The organism is Massilia sp. X63 (assembly GCF_041023745.1).
Lineage (GTDB): Bacteria > Pseudomonadota > Gammaproteobacteria > Burkholderiales > Burkholderiaceae_D > Telluria.
In genome coordinates this window covers 130,147-146,561 of the sequence record NZ_JBFTEF010000001.1, presented here as the reverse complement: position 1 = coordinate 146,561, position 16,415 = coordinate 130,147, and the positions used below count along the sequence as shown (strand labels likewise).

Here is a 16,415-nt window from a genome sequence, read left to right as displayed (position 1 = left end):
GTCAAAACACGCGGTGAAGGGTTTCACCGACGCCCTGCGCATGGAACTGGAAAAGGAAGGGGCGCCGCTGGCCGTGACGCTGGTGCGGCCGGCCGCGATCGACACCATGTTCGCGGTGCACGCCCGCAACTACATGGACAAGGAACCGGCCCTGCCGCCGCCGGTCTATGCGCCCGAAGTGGTGGCCGACGCGATCCTGTACTGCGCCGAACATCCGAAGCGCGACGCCTATGCCGGCGGCGCCTCGAAGATGATTGCGGCGGGGTCGAAGCTGATGCCGGCCCTGTTCGACCGCTACATGAACGCCAGCATGTTCAAGCAGCAGAAATCAAGCCGCCCCAGGGCGCCGAACCGCCGCGATGCCCTCTACAAGCCTGATCCGTCGACCGAACTGCGCCAGCGCCAGGGCATGCCGCAGAACGTGCACGAGCGCAGCCTGTACACGAATACCAGCCTGCGCTCCTCGCCGCTGATGACCGCCCTGGTGGGCGGCGGCGCGCTGCTAGCGGCCTTCAGCGTCTCGCGGCGGCTGAGTCGATAGGAACTCGGTGTCCTCCTCGGTCAGCGGCAGGTCGGGGATGGACACGATCTGGTCGGTGCCGATGTCGGCGCCGTCGCGGGAAACATTGTCGCGCCCGGCCGCGGCACGCTCGCCGGTGCCGCCCATGTCGCTGTCGCCCGAGAAGTCGGCGTCGCCGACATCGGGCCCGGCGGTGCCGCCGGCGTGGCTTTGTTCGAGATCCGAGGTGGTGCCTTGGTCGAAGTCGAGCGTCTGGTCCTCGTCGAGCGCTTCGGCAAAGCCGGGGCCGCCGACCACGTCGCTGCCGGTATCGGAAATGTCGCTCGGGCCGAGGGAATCGATGCCGTGTCCCTTGCCGAGACTACGGTCTGGACGTTCCGGGAAGTTGTCCGGGTCAAGTGTGCTTGCGCCTGTCATATAGTGCCTCCAAAACGGTGGTTGTGCCTGTGTGAGCGATGACCTCAGGCTAGCGTTTTTTGCGGCATCGCGTCGCGCAGCACGGGGCGCGGCGCCGCACGCGGGTCTAGAACGCGCGCCGCATGCCCAGGTTGATGGCCCCGCCGCCGCCATTGTCCACGCCGGCGCTCCGGGCGCCGCTCTGGTGGCGGATATGCGAATAGGCCGCATAGAAGTCGAGCTTGCGCGACACCGCATAGGTGGCGCCGATCGCGATCTGGCGCGCATCGCGGTTGGCCGGGTCGCGGTCGTTCTTGCGGATGTACGACGCCAGCAGCGTGGTCGCATGGTTGACCGGCACCGCCACCCCGGCCAGCACGTCGCGGCTGTCGGTGGACGCGATGCTGCTGATGCCCGCGCCATAGGGATTGTCGGGATTGAACAGCGGCGAGCTGCCCCAGCCGCGGTTGGCGCTGTAGGCCGCATAGGCGGTGCCCCAGTCGAAGCGCATGTTGGCGGCGATGATCGAATTCTTGGCGGCCATGCTGATGTCGACCGGATTGATGCGGGTGACCTTGGCCACGTTGCGGTTCTGGTGCGCGGCGCGGATCGTGATCGGACCGGCCTTGAACCCGACCGTCATGCCCCAGGCGCGGCCGGAGGGCGAACCGTCGAGGTCGCCCTTGCCCCAGGACGATCCGGCCGTGAAGCCGTTGGCGCCGCCCTGATAGACGACGCTGTCGGTGGTGCGGCGCGCATCCAGGGCGCCGCTGCCGCTGCCGGCCAGGCCGCCGTGGAAGGGATCGCCCACGTCGTTCAGCGCACGCGCGTCCAGGTTGTACTGGCGCCCCACGCTCAGCAATGACGACGCGCCCGTGCGCCGCTGCTCGGCCTCATGCGCGGTTTCCAGCGTGAAAATCGCCGGCCCGTCGCCGATACGGCCGGTGCCGGGCCCGTCCTGTACGGACCCGCCCCTGGCGCCGGTTTCCCTGGCTTCCTTGACTGCTTCGGCAACGCCGCTGCTCCCGTCGGGAGCAGCCGCATTCTCGGCCGAAGCGCAAGCCGCGCTCGCTCCGAGCACGGCACATGCGACGATTGAGATCTTCATGGCGTCATTCCCTCTTTGAAGCCATCATTCCCTTCTTTGGCAGGCTGATCTGTTTAGCACTTCACATAAATCAGCAGCGTGCAGTCAAATGCCAAAAAAGCGGCGGTGCATCCGCCTGAACCAAAGTTGACGACCTGCCTCAACTTCTACACCGTAGAAGGATTGGACACAAGAGGGTTTCACAACATACGAGGAAGGGGCGCACGCTAGCCCTTGTTCCTACCCTGCCATTTCTTGCCATGGCCTGGGGCGCGCCTGGCCCGGCGCTTACCTGCGCAAGTCTGCAAACGCCGCCGGCTCCCACTCGCGCAAGGCCAGCAGCAAGCCGGTGCCGCGCCGCTGCGGCAGCGGCGCGGCCAGGCTTTCCTCGTGCAGCTGTGCGAAACGCGCGCGCAACTGGCGCAGTTCGCCCTGCAGCTTGGCGCGCGCGCTCTCGGTCAGCATGCCGTGCACGAAGTCGAGCACATCGCCCGGCTGCCCGAAGGCGCTATCGATGAACTCGGGCATGCCCAGTTCGCGGAAGTACTGGCGGATCGGGCCGCCGGGCAGCCAATCGAAATCGCGCGCCACGTTCAGGCGGATGCGGTTGCCGGGCAACAGGGTGATCAGCGCGAGCTTGTCGAGGCGCAGCAACTGCTGCACGCACTCGGCTTCGCTCAGGCGGTAGGCCTGCAGCATCTCGGCCATGGTCCAGTGGTTCAGGGCGCACACCGCCACCAGCAGCAGGCGCGCATCCGATACCAGCTCGCGCTCCTGCGCCGGACTCAGGGTACGCAGGCGCTGCTGGCCCTGCCCCGCTTCCTGCGCCAGCTCGGCCAGCGTCAGGCCCAGCAGGCCGCAGACCTCGACCAGGCGCTCGAGCGTAAACTGCTCGGTGGCGAACAATCGCTTGACGCTCGGCTCGGACAGGCCGAGCGCCTCGGCCACGTCGCGGTAGGTCTTGCCCTGCTGTTTGAGTTCGCGCTTGAGCGTGGCGATGAGTTGGGTGATCTCGGACATCCTGGCGGCGCCGCAGTGGGCTGATCGTCGATGAAGGTGCCGCGATGGTAGCAGCGCCGCGCCCGGCTGGGCAAGCCCGCCCTCAGAGAGAGGCGGCCAGCGCCACGCCGTTCTTGCCGCTGCGCTTGACCGCGTACATGGCGTGGTCGGCGCGCGCCACCCAGGCGTCGACGTCGGGCAGGTCGTCGGGGCGGTGCAGCGCGATGCCGATGCTGGCGCCGACCGCCACGCTGGCGCCGTGCAGCAGGAAAGGCTCCTTCAGGCGTTCGAGCAGCTTGCACGCGGTCTCTTCGGCATCGGCCGCATCGGCCAGCATCTCCAGCACCACCACGAACTCGTCGCCGGCCAGGCGCGCCACCATGTCGGTCTTGCGCACGCCCAGCAGCAGGCGCTCGCCGAAGCGGCGCAGCAGCTCGTCGCCTTCCTCGTGGCCGTAGGTATCGTTGACCGCCTTGAAGCCGTCCATGTCGAGGAACAGCAGCGCACACGGACGCCCGACCCGGCGCGCGCGGCTCATCGCCTCGGGCAGCGCCAGCAGCAGCGCGCGCCGGTTCGGCAGGCCGGTGAGCGCATCGCGCAGCAGCATCGCCTGCAGTTCGGCGGTCCGCTCGGCCACGGCCGCCTCGAGACGGCCGTTCATGGCCAGCAGCGCCTGGCGGTGGGCGGTCTCGCTGTGCACCAGGTCACGCATCTTGTCCGACAGGATGCGCGTCTCGAGGAAGCCGTCGACCCGGGGAATCGGCGGCGCCTCCCTGCCGGCCCGGGTCGCCTCGGTGGTCCGTTCGATCGCTTCGCGCAGCGCCGCCATCGGCCGCGTCAGGCGGCGCGCCATCATGGCCGCCGCGCCGGCCAGCGCCAGCGCCAGCAGCGCGCTCCAGCCGAGCATGCGCCGCTTCAGGTCGACCGTGCCGGCCAGCGCGCGCTCCTCGGTCTGGCGCACCAGCACGCTCCAGCGCAGCGAGGCCGGATCGAGCACGTCGCCGGTCTGGCTGTAACCGGTGAGGTAGGCGCGCCCATCGGGCCAGACTTCGCGCAGCGCACCCGTCATGCCCTTCTGCGCCAGGCGCAGGCTGGTGGTGTCGACCTTCGACTCGATCATCGACGCCGGGCCGAGCAGGACGACGCCGTCGTCGCGGACCACGAGGATCTCGGCGCCGTATTCGCGCAGCGCCGGCGTGAGCAGCTTGCGCGCATGGCGGCGCGCCCATTCCCAGCTCATGTGCATGCCGAGCACGCCGACCGGCTTGCCGTCGGCCCCGAGGATGGGGCCGGAGGCATCGACGAAGCGCCAGGGATCGGGCTTGCGCGGCAGGATCTTCTCCAGCAGCAGGGCCGGATGGTAGTCGGTGACATGCACGCCGTGCATGCCGGCGGTGAACCAGGGGCGCTTGCCGACGTTGGCGCCTTCCAGCATGCGTCCGGTGGAAGCGATCACCTTGCCGTCGAGGCCGGCGATGCCGATCCAGGCATAGTCCGGAAAGGTGCGCTGCAGGCTTTCCAGCGCCGCGCGGCTGTCGTCGGCGTTCTTCGCATAGCGCACCTGCGGCAGCTCGGCCAGCAGGCGGGTGTCGCCGGTGGTGCGCTCGATCACCCGGTTCAGCGAATCGCGCATCTGCCAGGACAGCTGCTGCAGGCGCAACTGGGCTTCCTCGCGCGCCTGGCGCACGGCAAAGTGGTTCACGAGCACCAACTGCAGCGCGACCGTCAGCGCGACCGTGGCGCACACGGCCAGTGTCATCACGCTCGAGAGACGCATTTTTGCGAAGAAGCCGCCCATGGACCGATCATCACCATCAGAATGAAACAGCCGCACATTCTAACGACATTTCTGTCTAGAAATAAATATAAATCAGCGCCAAGTATTGTCTGATTCACTATTTTTTGCGGCGCTGCAACAAAATGGCGGGTATCGAGGTGCCGGAAGCCATCCCCAATGCAGCGGCGGGCAGCCGGCGAGAGCGACCGGGGCCAGCCGTCCTTCAGTTGCCGAAGTAGCGTCCCGGGCGGTGCCAGGCCATGACCATGCTGCTCATGGCGACCGCGCTCAGCGACGACCAGCCGACCAGATGGGGCGCGACCAGCGACAGCGCGGCCAGCAGGATCACGCCGTCGATCGCTACCTGGGTGCGGCCGGCGTTGATGCCGTAGCGTTTCTGCAGCCACAGCGTGACGATGCCGGTGCCGCCCACGCCGGCGCCATGACGCGCCAGCGCCAGGATGCCCATGCCGCAGAAGGTGCCGCCGCCCAGCGCCGCGACCATCGGGTGCACGTGGCCGATCACCAGGCCGCTCGGCATCAGCTTGAGCATGGCCATGATCAGGATGCTGCCGGCCAGGGACTTGATGGTGAAGCGCGCGCCCATGAACAGGTAGCCGAACAGGAAGAACGGCAGGTTGATGAGCATGAACAGCATGCCGACCGAGTAGCCGGACACGTAGGACACCAGCAGCGAGATGCCGGCCACGCCGCCGGTGATCAGGCCGGCCGCCTGCAGCAGCAGCACGCCCATGGCGACGAACAGGACACCGACGGCGATGCCGTAGACGTCGTCGAACAAGGTGTGCGGCTTGACCGGCACCGGGCGGGCGGCCGCGGCCGGCTGGGGTTGCGGTTGCAAGGCCCCCTGCATCATCGCGCCGCCTCGCTACCGGCCACGCGCAGGGCGCGTTCGCCATATCGGTAAGAAGTCGAGCCGGACAGGGGATGATGCTTCATTTTCCTCACAATGCATGAACGAAGAGTGGCCGTCAGGGCTGCCGGAGCCGGCTACTTGTGGTAGCAACATCCGGTAACGTGGAAGGTACTGCTGGGTACAGCCCTTCATTATTACCGATGTTGCAGCGCAATGACAGTTCGCGTTCCGCATGACAGCCATACGCGAAACGTATAACTTTCTCGAACGACAAGACAATCGTGCATGCCCCGGGCGCCTTGTGCTCCTCCTATGCGGCTCCTCTATTTGTACAGCACCTGCGGCAGCCACAAGCCGATCGCCGGGAAGGTATACAGCAGGATCACGGCCAGCACCTGCAGGCCCATGAAGGGCAGCATGCCGAGGAAGATCTGGTTCAGCGTGACGTGCGGCGGCGCCACCCCCTTCAGGTAGAAGGCCGACATCGCCACCGGCGGCGACAGGAAGGCGGTCTGCAGGTTCATCGCCACCAGCAGGCCGAAGAACAGCGGATCGATCTGGAAGTGGGGCAGCAAGGGCACGAAGATCGGCATGAAGATCACGATGATCTCGGTCCATTCCAGCGGCCAGCCGAGCAGGAAGATCACGACCTGGGCCAGGATCATGAACTGGACCGGCGTCAGGTCCATGCCGAGCACCCAGGCGTTGATGATCTCCTGCCCGCCCAGCAGGGCAAACGCGGCCGAGAAGATGCTGGAGCCGACGAACAGCCAGCACACCATGGCCGTGGTCTTGGTGGCCAGGTGCGCGGATTCGCGCAGCAGCCTGAAGTTGAAGCGGCGGTAGGCGATCGCCAGGATCAGGCCGCCGAACGCGCCCATCGCCGCGGCCTCGGTGGGCGTGGCCAGGCCGAACACGATGCTGCCGAGGACCGCCAGGATCAGGAGCGCCAGCGGGAACAGGGAGCCGAGCAGCATCTTGAAGATTTCGAGCCGTGCGAAGGTGAACAGCAGGTAGAACCCGATCGTCACGGCGGCCAGCACGGCGAGCGCGATCCAGAAGCCCTGCGACGCCGGCTTGGCCACGGGGTCGGCCGACGCCGTGGTCGGAATGGGCTGGGTGGCTTCGGGCGCCGGCGCCTGCTGCGCCGCGGCGGCCGCGTCTCCGTCGACCGGCGGCTCGGCCAGCCCGCCTTCCACCGGCGGCTCGGCCAGGCCGCCGGCTTCGCTCGCGGACGACAGGTCCAGGTCCTGCTGGGCGCCCATCTCGACCAGTTCGGTCCTCGGCGCTTCCGGCGCGGTTGCGATCCGGTAGCCGATGCCCATGACGGCGACGAAGGCCAGGGCCGGCAGCATGGCGACGAACAGGTTCGATGCCAGGGTGCGCCGGGCGCCGTTGGCGCCATTGGCGCCCTTGAAGGCGCGCAGCAGGCCGGGCACCGCCATCCGGTCGTAGGCGCCAGGGATGGCCTGGGTGTAGGCTGGCAACGCCACCACCCGCTCCTCCGCGGGCAGCGGCGGCGCCATCGACGGGCGCAGCTTGGCGATCAGGAGCACATAGCCGACGTAGAGCGCGGCCAGCATGAGCCCGGGGAAGAAGGCGCCCGCATACAGCTTGACCACCGACACCCCGGCCGTCGCGCCGTACACGATGAGGAGCACCGAAGGCGGAATCAGGATGCCCAGGCAGCCGCCCGCCGTGATGCAGCCGGCCGACAGCTGGGTGCTGTAGCCGGCCTTGAGCATGGCCGGCAGCGCCAGCAGGCCCATGAGGGTGACCACCGCGCCGACGATACCGGTGGCGGTGGCGAAGATGGCGCAGGTGACGATGGTGGCCACCGCCAGCGAACCCGGCACGCGCGCCATCGCCAGGTGCAGGCTCTTGAACAGGCGCTCGATCAGGTTGGCGCGTTCCACCAGGTAGCCCATGAAGATGAACAGCGGGATCGAGATCAGGACGTCGTTGGCCATCACCGAATAAGCGCGCTGCACCATCAGGTCGAGCGTCAGCTGGAGCGCCTGGCCGGGGTCCTGGCTGTGGAAGGCGAACCAGGCGAACAGCACGCCCATGCCCATCAGGGTGAAGGCGGTGGGGAAGCCGAGCATGATGGCCACCACCACCAGCGCCAGCATCAGGAGGCCGAGGTGGCCGTTGCTCATGTCGGCGGGCGCCGGCATCAGGGCGAACAGGGCGACCACGATCGCCACCAGCATCGACAGGCCGAACCAGATTTCCTTCCTCATGGCCTGCCCTCCTCCGCCGTCACCTGGGCCTTGAGCTTGTCCACGTCGACTTCCTCGACGTCCGGCTCGCGCGCCGGCCAGGCGCCGTTCTTCAGGCAGATCAGGCAGCGCACGATCTCGACGCCGCCCTGCAGCAGGAGCAGCATGCCGGCGAAGGGAATCACCATCTTGAAGGGATACAGCGGCGGGCCGTTGGCGGTGAGCGTGGAGTGCTCCCGGATGGCGAAGGACTCGGCGGCGTAGGTGGTGCCGGCCCAGACCAGCGCCACCACGCCGGGAATGAAGAAGACGAAGTACAGGATCAGGTCGAGGCCGGCCTGCAGGCGCGGCGGGAAGAAGCTGTACAGCACGTCGCCGCGCACGTGGCCGTTCTTGGCCAGGGTATACGCGCCGGCCATCATGAAGGCGGCGCCGTACATCATGATCATCAGGTCGAAGGCCCAGGGATTGGGCCGGTTCAGGGCGTAGCGCGCGAACACTTCCCAGCTGATGAGGAAGGTGAGCGCGACGATCAGCCAGGAAAAGGCCTGGCCGACCCAGCTGCTGACCCGGTCGACGAAAAACAGAATGTTCTGCATGGAGCTGCTCCAGGGGCGACGACGAACAGCCATCGATGGATGGCATGGGCACTCGCAGGGTGGTCGGCTGCGCCGGCCACCCTGCGCCAACGCTCAGGCTTTTTTCGGCGCCGCCGCTTTACGACCGAAGTAGTGGTTGTAGGCCATGCGGCGCGGGTTGTTGGTGTCCATGTCCCACTTCATCGCGCGCTCGGCAAAGGCGCGCATCGAGGCCTCGACCTTCCTGAACAGCGGGTTGTCGGCGCCCTTCTTCGCCACCACCTGGTCCCACACCGCGAGCTGGGCCTGCAGCACCGAGTCCGGCGTCTTGTAGAACTTGACGCCGTTCTGGGCCTGCATGCCGGCGTAGTCCCTGGAATAGCGGTCGACCGCCTTCCAGGCCATGTCGCTCGAGGCCGCCTCGACCGCGTTCTCGATGATCGCCTTCATCTTGGCGGGCATGGCGTTGTACTTGGTCTTGTTGAAGCTGATCTCGAACTGCTCCGAGCTCTGGTGGAAGCTTTGCAGCATGCAGATCTTGGAGACGTCCGGGAAGCCGAGCACGCGGTCGGAGCTGGCGTTGTTGAACTCGGCGCCGTCCAGCAGGCCGCGGTCCATGGCCGGCACGATCTCGCCGGCCGGCAGCGCATTCACCGCCGCGCCCATGGCCGTGAACATGTCGATCGCCAGGCCGTTGGTGCGGAACTTCAGGCCCTTCAGGTCTTCGACCTTGCTGATCGGCTTCTTGAACCAGCCCAGCGGCTGGGTCGGCATCGGGCCGGTGAGGAAAGAGACGACGTTGGCGCCGATGCTGTTGTACAGCTCGGCCAGCAGCTCCTTGCCGCCGCCATACTTGTGCCAGGCCAGCACCATGTTGGCGTCCATGCCGTAGGCCGGGCCCGAGGTCCACAGCGCGATGGCGCTCTGCTTGCCGTAGTTGTAGCCCATGACGCCGTGGCCGCCGTCCAGGGTGCCCTTGGAGACGGCGTCGAGCAGGCCGAAGGCGGGAACGACGGCGCCGGCCGGCAGCACGTCGATCTTGAGTTCGCCGCCGGTCATGTCGTTGACCTTCCTGGCGAAATCGAGCGCGTATTCGTGGAAGATGTCCTTGCTGGGCCAGGTGCTCTGGAAGCGCATCTGCTTCGGCGTTTGTGCGGTGGCGATCATCGGGACCGCGAGGCTGGCGCCGGCGGTGCCGGCGGCTGCGGTGCCGAGGAACTTGCGGCGGGTGGATGCTGGCTTCCTTGAATCGTCGTCACGCTGCTTCATGCTTCGTCTCCTGTCTAGTTTTATGTAGATACCTGGACTGCAACACATGGATCGAATCGATACGCACAAGATGGCTTCGGGGACTTCTCCTTCGCTGGGATGATCGGCAGGCGCCCCGCGGGAACGATCTATTTCCCACAGGACTTTTCGTACTTACGCAGGATCGTATTGTTTTGTTTTTGTGTCAAGGACGAGCTGGTTCCCGCTTCCGATCGCAGCGCGACGGTCGAGATCGGCAGGTGCCGGAAGCGGGACGAACCGGCGCTCAGCGGCTGCTGCCGGCAGGCGCCGCATTGTCATCCCGGCGGTCCTGCGTCTCGCTCCACAGCGTCTCGGCACGCATGCCGGTACGGCAGAACCCGAGCACGGGCTTGGCCGCCGCCGCGTACAGCGCCGCGAAGGCATCGCGATCGGCCGTGGTAATCCGGCCCGGGATGACCGGCAGATGCAGCGCCTGCATGCCGTGCTTGTTCGCTTCCGCGGCAATCTCCGCAAACAGCGGCTGATCGCCGCCCTCGCCGTCCGGCCGGTTGCAGACCAGGGTGGCAAAGCCCTGCGCCTTCAGGTGCGCGACGTCCGGCGGCGCGATCTGCGGACCCACTGCATAGTCCTTGCTGAGGTAACGGATGGTCATGGTGCTCTCCTGTGATCGATCGAAAACAACATTATATTGAAATATAGATTGTTCGTCGATATAATGTGTTTTAGTAGACTAAACGAAGTGAGCCATGGCTCACACACAAGTACCCAATGTGCCCGATATGCGGGCTACCGCGGCGCAGGCTTGCGCTCTCCTGCTGCCAACAGTTCTGCCTGCCAACCGAAGGAGTGAAGACATGAACATCGACTGGATCCATTTCACACCCTGGAGCTCGCTGGCCGGCGGGCTGCTGATCGGCGCCGCCGCGGCGGCCTTCATCCTGTTCAACGGCAGGATCGCCGGCATCAGCGGCATCCTCGGCGGCCTGCTGCGCCCATCCGGCGGCGACGTCGGCTGGCGCATCGCCTTCCTGCTCGGCCTGGTCGGCGCGCCGCTTGCCTATGCCTTGTTTGCGGCGCTGCCCACCGCCACCGTCGCGGCCGGCGAGCTCACCCTGATCGTGGCCGGCCTGCTGGTCGGCGTCGGCACCCGCTACGGCGCCGGTTGCACCAGCGGCCACGGCGTATGCGGCCTGTCGCGCCAGTCGCCACGCTCGCTGGCCGCCACCGCGGCTTTCATGCTGGCCGGCTTCGCCACCGTCTTCGTCGTACGCCACCTGCTCGGATAAGGAGGACACCATGCACATCGTGACAGCACTGCTGATCGGACTGGTCTTCGGCTTCGGCCTGATCGTCGGCGGCATGACCGACCCGTCGAAGGTCCTGGGTTTCCTCGACCTGGCCGGCAACTGGGATCCGTCGCTCGCCTTCGTGATGGGCGGCGCCATCCTGGTGAGCGCCCCCGCGTTCTGGTTCGCGAAACGGCGCGAGCGCTCGCTGCTCGGCGAGCCGATGCGCCTGCCCACCGCCACCCGGATCGACCGCCGCCTGGTACTCGGTTCGCTGGCCTTCGGCGCCGGCTGGGGACTGGCCGGCTATTGCCCGGGCCCGGCCCTGGCATCGCTGGCCACCGGCAATCCGAAGGCGATCGTGTTCACGGTCGCCATGCTGGCCGGCATGGCCATCTTCGAGCTGGCCGAATGGTTCCGCGCCGGCCGCGTCACCCGGACCGCCTGAGCCATGCGCATCCGGACCCTCATCGAGAAGGCGGACGCCCGGCCCGCGCGGCGGAGGCCGTCATGCTGACCGGCGCCGGACTCGGCCTGGTTGTCGGCCTGATCCTGGCGCTGACCGGCGCCGGCGGCGGCATCCTCGCCGTGCCGCTGCTGGTCTTCGGCACCGGCATCGGCGTCGCCCAGGCGGGACCGATCGGCCTGCTGGCAGTGGGCATGGCGGCCGCGCTCGGCGCCGCGCTCGGGCTGCGCGCCGGCATCGTGCGCTACCGCGCCGCGCTGCTGGTCGCCGCCGCCGGCATGCTGCTCTCCCCGGCCGGACTGTGGGCGGCGCGCGTGGTCGATGCGCGCTGGCTGGGCGTGCTGTTCGCCCTGACCCTGCTGTACGTGGCCTTCCGGACCTACCGCCAGGCCGCCGCGCCGTCTTCCAGCGCCGCGACACAGGACAAGGCGGTCTGCGTCCGCGCCCCGACCACCGGCCGCTTCGTCTGGACCCGGCCGTGCGCACGTGCCCTGGCCCTGTCGGGCGCCCTCGCCGGCCTCCTGTCCGGCCTGCTGGGCGTCGGCGGCGGCTTCGTGATGGTCCCTGCCCTGCAGCGCTATACCGACCTGCCGATCAAGTCGGCGGTGGCCACCTCGCTGGCCGTGATCGCCATCATTTCCGCCGCCGGCGTGGCCGTTGCCTCGGCACAGGGCGGCATCGACTGGCCCACCGCGGCGCCGTTCGCGGCAGGCGCGCTGGTGGGCATGCTGGGCGGCCGTTCGCTGGCCGCGCGGATCGCCGGTCCGCAGCTGCAAAAAGGCTTCGCCCTCGTCTCGGCCCTGGTGGCCTTCGGGATGATCGGCAAGGCGCTGACATGATGTACATTCTTTATACGTGACCCAGGAGAACACCATGAACATCAATCCCATCCAGCTGTTCGATACCGAGTCCTCGACCTTCACCTATATCCTGGCGGCGCCCGGCGAGACGGAAGCGGTGATCGTCGATCCGGTGGAGCGCCACTGGGAACGCGACCTGCGCCATCTCGAGCGCCTCGGCCTGACGCTGCGCTACGTGCTCGAAACCCATGCCCACGCCGATCACGTCACCTCGGCCGGCAAGCTGCGCGAGAAAACCGGCGCGCTGGCCGCCGTGCCGAGCGGCTGCGGCATCGCGCCGGCCGAGCTGCAGCTGAACGACGGCGACACGATCCGCTTCGGCCAGGCAGAAGAGATCCGGGTCCTGCACACGCCGGGCCATACCGCCGGCAGCATGAGCTATGTCTGGCGCGGCAACGTGTTCACGGGCGACACCCTCCTGATCGACGGCTGCGGCCGCACCGATTTCCAGAGCGGCAGCGCGGATGCGCTCTTCGACAGCGTCCACGGCAAGCTGTTCACCCTGCCGGACGACACCCGCATGTGGCCGGGGCACGACTACAAGGACCAGTCGGTGTCGACGATCGGCTGGGAAAAGCGGCACAACGCACGCCTGGCCGGGCGCACGCGCGAGGACTTCGTGAAGCTGATGGGCGAGCTGAAGCTGCCGAAGCCGAAGCTGATCGATGTGGCGGTGCCGGCGAACCAGAATCTGGGGCTGCCGCACGGAGGCTAAGCCTGGAAACACGCGTCATCCATCTGCACGGCGGCCGAGTGTAGCAAGCAAATCTTGCAAGTTCTTTAACGCTTCCCGCGCTACAAGTATGGTAAAAAGGACGTATGAGCGCCCGTTCGGTGTCGGACCGGCGTCTGTCCGACATCCATCATGGCGAAAGGAAGCCTTTCTTGCTGGGACGCCTGCTGCTACTGGTGTTGCTATCGTTTGCCCCGCTGGCGAATGCAGCGGCCGCCCCACGCGTGGTGCTGGTCGGCGTCTACACGAATCCTCCGAAGCTGTACCTCGGCAACAACGGCCAGGCGGACGGCATCATGGTCGACCTGCTGCGCCAGGTCGCCGCCGCGGAAGACTGGCAGCTGCGCTTCGTCAGCTGCCAGTGGACACGGTGCCTGAATGCGCTGCAGGAGGGGCGTATCGACCTGCTGCCCGATGTCGCCTGGACCGAGGAGCGCACCCAGCGGCTCGACTTCCACCGCGTCCCGGCACTGTTCAGCTGGTCGCAAATCTACCGGCGCGCCGGCATCCCCCTGACGGACATGACCGATATCGGAGGCATACGCATCGCGGTCCTGTCAGATTCGATCCAGCAACGCTACTTCACCCGTTTTGCCGCGGACTTCGGGGTCAGGCCGCAGCTGGTGCCGGTCGCATCGGTCGCCGACGGTTTCGACCTGGTAGCGCGGGGCAAGGCCGACGCCGTCGTCGCCAGCCACTATGTGGGCAGTTTTTATGCAACCGGGCGCGCGATCGTGGCAACCCCCATCATGTTCCAGCCGGCGCGCCTCTTCTATGCGACAGGAAAAGGCCACAACGGCGATCTGCTGGCGGCGCTCGACCGCCACCTCGGCGCCTGGCAATCCCAGCCGGATTCGGTGTACTTCGACATTCTCGAGCAATGGCAGTCACGCGGCTTCCTGGCGCAGGCGCCCGCTTACCTACGCTGGGGCGCCGGCCTGGTGCTGGCCCTGCTGGCCGCGACCCTGGCGGCGGCGGCGTGGCTGAAAGGCCAGAACCTGCGCAAGACCGGGGCCTTGCGCGAAACCCGGCAACGGCTCCAGACCATCCTCGACAGCGTGGACAGCCTCATCTATATAAAGGATGCGTCGCTCCGCTACACCTACGCCAACCACGCGCTGCAGCAATTTTCCGGGCGCAGCCGAGAAGACATCATCGGACGCAAGGACGATGAACTGTTCGGGCCGGTGGTCGCCGCGCTGGTCGCCAGCAGCGACCAGCGCGCGATCGCCGAGCGGCGCCGGGTCGTCCTGGAAGAAACCGTGCCCGATGCCGAAGGCCGCCAGCGTACCGTGCTGACGACCAAGATACCGCTGTTGCAGGACGATGGCAGGATCCAGGGCATATGCGGCATTTCGCTCGACATTTCCGAGCGGCGGGCCGCCGAAGAATCGACCCGCGTGGCGGCGACGGTATTCGAGTCTGCCGAAGGCATGTTCATCGCCGGCCCCGACAGCCGCATCGTGCGGGTGAACGACGCCTATTGCGCAATGAGCGGATACACCGTGGACGAACTGGCCGGCAGCTTCCTGCCGCCGTTCTCGCTCAGCTGGGATGGCGACGATGCCGGCGTCGCCATGTGGGCGGCTGCCGAAGCCGAAGGAAAATGGCAGGGAGAGATCTGGACTTCCCGCAAGGACGGCAGCGTCTATCCGGCCCGCCTGACCGTGACGGCGGTGCGTGACGGTTCCGGCAGCATCACCCATTACGTTGGCACCCAGGGCGATATCTCCGAGCAGAAAGCGGCGCAGGATGAAATCGGACGCCTTGCCTATTCCGACCCGCTGACAGGCATGGCCAACCGGCGCCTGCTGCTGGAACGGCTGCGCCACTGCCTCCCGCTGCACGAACGCTCGGGCCAGATCGCCGCCCTGCTGTTCCTCGATCTGGACGACTTCAAGGACCTGAACGACCTGCGCGGTCACGGCGCCGGGGACCGCTTGCTGATGCAGGTGGCGCAGCGCCTCAGCGCCTGCACCCGGGCCGGCGATACGGTGGCGCGCATCGGGGGCGATGAATTCGTCGTCCTGCTCGAAAGCCTGGGGCGAGATCCGCATGAAGCGCTCCAGCACGCGGCGCTCACCGGAAGGAAGATTCTCGACGCGGTGCGCGAACCCTTCGACATCGATGGCATGCCCCATCACGCCACCTGCAGCCTGGGCGCTGCGCTCAGCACCGAGGGCGATATCGATACCTTGATGAAGCGGGGCGACATGGCCATGTACCGTGCCAAACGCGAAGGCAAGAACACTCTCTGCTTCTTCCACCCGGACATGGAAGCGGAAGTCAGCCAGCGCCTTGCCATGGAAGCGCAGCTGCGCGAATCGCTTCACAAGGGCGGATTTGCGCTTCACTACCAGCCCCAGGTGGACAGCGCAGGCCGGATCAGCGGCGCGGAAGCCCTGCTTCGCTGGAACAGGCCGACAGGCGCTCCGGTGGGTCCTGCGGAATTCATCCCGGTCGCGGAAGCGTCGGGACTGATCCTGCCGCTCGGGCGCTGGGCGCTGGGCGAAGCCTGCAGGCAGTTGGCGCAATGGTGCTGCCTTCCCCGGATGGGGAACCTGAGTCTTGCTGTCAACGTCAGCGTGCGCCAGTTTCGCCAGCCCGGCTTCGTCCGCGAGGTGCTGGACATCGTGGATGGCTGCGGTATCGATCCGCGCCTGCTCAAGCTGGAACTGACCGAGACCGTCCTGATCGACGACATCGACGAGACGATCGACAAGATGCTGCAGTTGCAGGCGCGCGGCATCCGCTTTGCCCTCGACGATTTCGGCACCGGATATTCATCGCTCAGTTATCTCAAGCGGCTGCCCCTCGACCAGCTCAAGATCGACCGTTCCTTCGTCCGCGACATCCTGGACAATCCGAACGATGCCTCGATCGCCCGCAGCATCGTCGCGCTGAGCGAGTCCTTGGGACTCGGCATCATCGCCGAAGGAGTGGAGACGCAGGCCCAGCGCGATTTCCTGGCGCAGATCGGCTGCGGCTGCTGCCAGGGTTACCTGTTCGGCCAGCCCATGGACGCCGCGGCATTCACACGGCTGGTGACGGCCCGGGCGGAGGCATTCGCAGGCACGCCTGCCATCAGCGACGTAGCGCCCGGCAACTGAGGCGCAACGCCGTAACGCGCCCGAACGCACCAGGAATCGCGCGATCGGCGCGCTGATCGCATGGTGCGCCTGAAAACGACAAGAGCCCCAACGTGTGGGGCTCTTGTCCAGTATGCTTGGCGGAAGCGGTGAGATTCGAACTCACGAACGGGTTCCCCCGTCGGCAGTTTTCAAGACTGCTGCCTTCAACCACTCGGCCACGCTTCCTATGAGGAACCGGCATTATACATAAATCATCTGGGCCGGACAGACG

Annotated in this window: 15 protein-coding genes and 1 tRNA gene; 6 read left to right on the top strand and 10 right to left on the bottom strand. The window is 67.0% G+C overall.

The genetic code is table 11. The annotated features are described in order from the left end of the window. Nucleotides 1–13: 13 nt before the first annotated feature. The gene (locus tag AB3347_RS00635; protein WP_369089839.1) at nt 14–541 is read left to right on the top strand and encodes a hypothetical protein; all 528 of its coding nucleotides are present in this window, start codon (nt 14–16) and stop codon (nt 539–541) included. Here the strand turns inward: AB3347_RS00635 and AB3347_RS00630 are convergent. The 9 genes from AB3347_RS00630 to AB3347_RS00590 all read right to left on the bottom strand — a co-directional run bounded on the left by AB3347_RS00630 (nt 503) and on the right by AB3347_RS00590 (nt 10,359). Then, nucleotides 503–937: a hypothetical protein gene (locus tag AB3347_RS00630; RefSeq protein WP_369089838.1), complete on the bottom strand. Its 435-nt coding sequence runs from the start codon at nt 935–937 to the stop codon at nt 503–505. The two genes, AB3347_RS00635 and AB3347_RS00630, sit on opposite strands and share 39 nt — an antisense overlap. A 106-nt stretch (nt 938–1,043) precedes the next feature. After that, a complete protein-coding gene (locus AB3347_RS00625) occupies nt 1,044–2,024 on the bottom strand; it encodes a porin (RefSeq protein WP_369089837.1) in 981 nt (326 codons plus the stop codon). A gap of 267 nt (nt 2,025–2,291) precedes the next feature. Next, complete coding sequence (locus tag AB3347_RS00620) at nt 2,292–3,023, bottom strand: helix-turn-helix domain-containing protein (RefSeq protein WP_369089836.1); 732 nt, start codon at nt 3,021–3,023, stop codon at nt 2,292–2,294. Between the two features lie 82 nt (nt 3,024–3,105). Next, nucleotides 3,106–4,800, bottom strand: a complete 1,695-nt coding sequence (locus AB3347_RS00615) for a diguanylate cyclase (protein WP_369089835.1) — start codon at nt 4,798–4,800, stop codon at nt 3,106–3,108. A 202-nt stretch (nt 4,801–5,002) separates the two neighbouring features. Beyond that, nucleotides 5,003–5,641, bottom strand: coding sequence for a YitT family protein (locus AB3347_RS00610; protein ID WP_369089834.1), 639 nt, complete (start codon nt 5,639–5,641; stop codon nt 5,003–5,005). 338 nt (nt 5,642–5,979) lie between these two features. Then, nucleotides 5,980–7,899, bottom strand: coding sequence for a TRAP transporter large permease subunit (locus AB3347_RS00605; protein ID WP_369089833.1), 1,920 nt, complete (start codon nt 7,897–7,899; stop codon nt 5,980–5,982). Then, complete coding sequence (locus AB3347_RS00600; RefSeq protein WP_369089832.1) at nt 7,896–8,477, bottom strand: TRAP transporter small permease subunit; 582 nt, start codon at nt 8,475–8,477, stop codon at nt 7,896–7,898. Before AB3347_RS00600 ends, AB3347_RS00605 begins: the two co-directional genes overlap by 4 nt. A gap of 93 nt (nt 8,478–8,570) precedes the next feature. Beyond that, entirely contained in the window at nt 8,571–9,725 is a 1,155-nt protein-coding gene (locus AB3347_RS00595) for a TRAP transporter substrate-binding protein (protein ID WP_369089831.1), read from the bottom strand. A gap of 265 nt (nt 9,726–9,990) precedes the next feature. Continuing rightward, a complete protein-coding gene (locus tag AB3347_RS00590; RefSeq protein WP_369089830.1) occupies nt 9,991–10,359 on the bottom strand; it encodes a TIGR01244 family sulfur transferase in 369 nt (122 codons plus the stop codon). Nucleotides 10,360–10,561: 202 nt separating this feature from the next. Between AB3347_RS00590 and AB3347_RS00585 the strand changes: the two genes are divergently transcribed. The 5 genes from AB3347_RS00585 to AB3347_RS00565 all read left to right on the top strand — a co-directional run bounded on the left by AB3347_RS00585 (nt 10,562) and on the right by AB3347_RS00565 (nt 16,162). Beyond that, nucleotides 10,562–10,993 carry a YeeE/YedE family protein gene (locus AB3347_RS00585; RefSeq protein WP_369089829.1) on the top strand — a complete coding sequence of 144 codons (432 nt, stop codon included), beginning with the start codon at nt 10,562–10,564 and terminating at the stop codon, nt 10,991–10,993. A gap of 10 nt (nt 10,994–11,003) precedes the next feature. Continuing rightward, nucleotides 11,004–11,441: a DUF6691 family protein gene (locus AB3347_RS00580; RefSeq protein WP_369089828.1), complete on the top strand. Its 438-nt coding sequence runs from the start codon at nt 11,004–11,006 to the stop codon at nt 11,439–11,441. 62 nt (nt 11,442–11,503) lie between these two features. Beyond that, entirely contained in the window at nt 11,504–12,298 is a 795-nt protein-coding gene (locus AB3347_RS00575) for a sulfite exporter TauE/SafE family protein (RefSeq protein WP_369089827.1), read from the top strand. A 34-nt stretch (nt 12,299–12,332) separates the two neighbouring features. After that, nucleotides 12,333–13,034 carry an MBL fold metallo-hydrolase gene (locus AB3347_RS00570; RefSeq protein WP_369089826.1) on the top strand — a complete coding sequence of 234 codons (702 nt, stop codon included), beginning with the start codon at nt 12,333–12,335 and terminating at the stop codon, nt 13,032–13,034. Between the two features lie 194 nt (nt 13,035–13,228). Further along, nucleotides 13,229–16,162 (top strand): EAL domain-containing protein, encoded by a 2,934-nt coding sequence (locus AB3347_RS00565; RefSeq protein WP_369090501.1) that lies wholly within the window; start codon nt 13,229–13,231, stop codon nt 16,160–16,162. Nucleotides 16,163–16,279: 117 nt separating this feature from the next. Here AB3347_RS00565 and AB3347_RS00560 read toward each other — a convergent pair. Next, a tRNA-Ser gene (locus AB3347_RS00560) sits at nt 16,280–16,369 on the bottom strand. Nucleotides 16,370–16,415 lie beyond the last annotated feature (46 nt).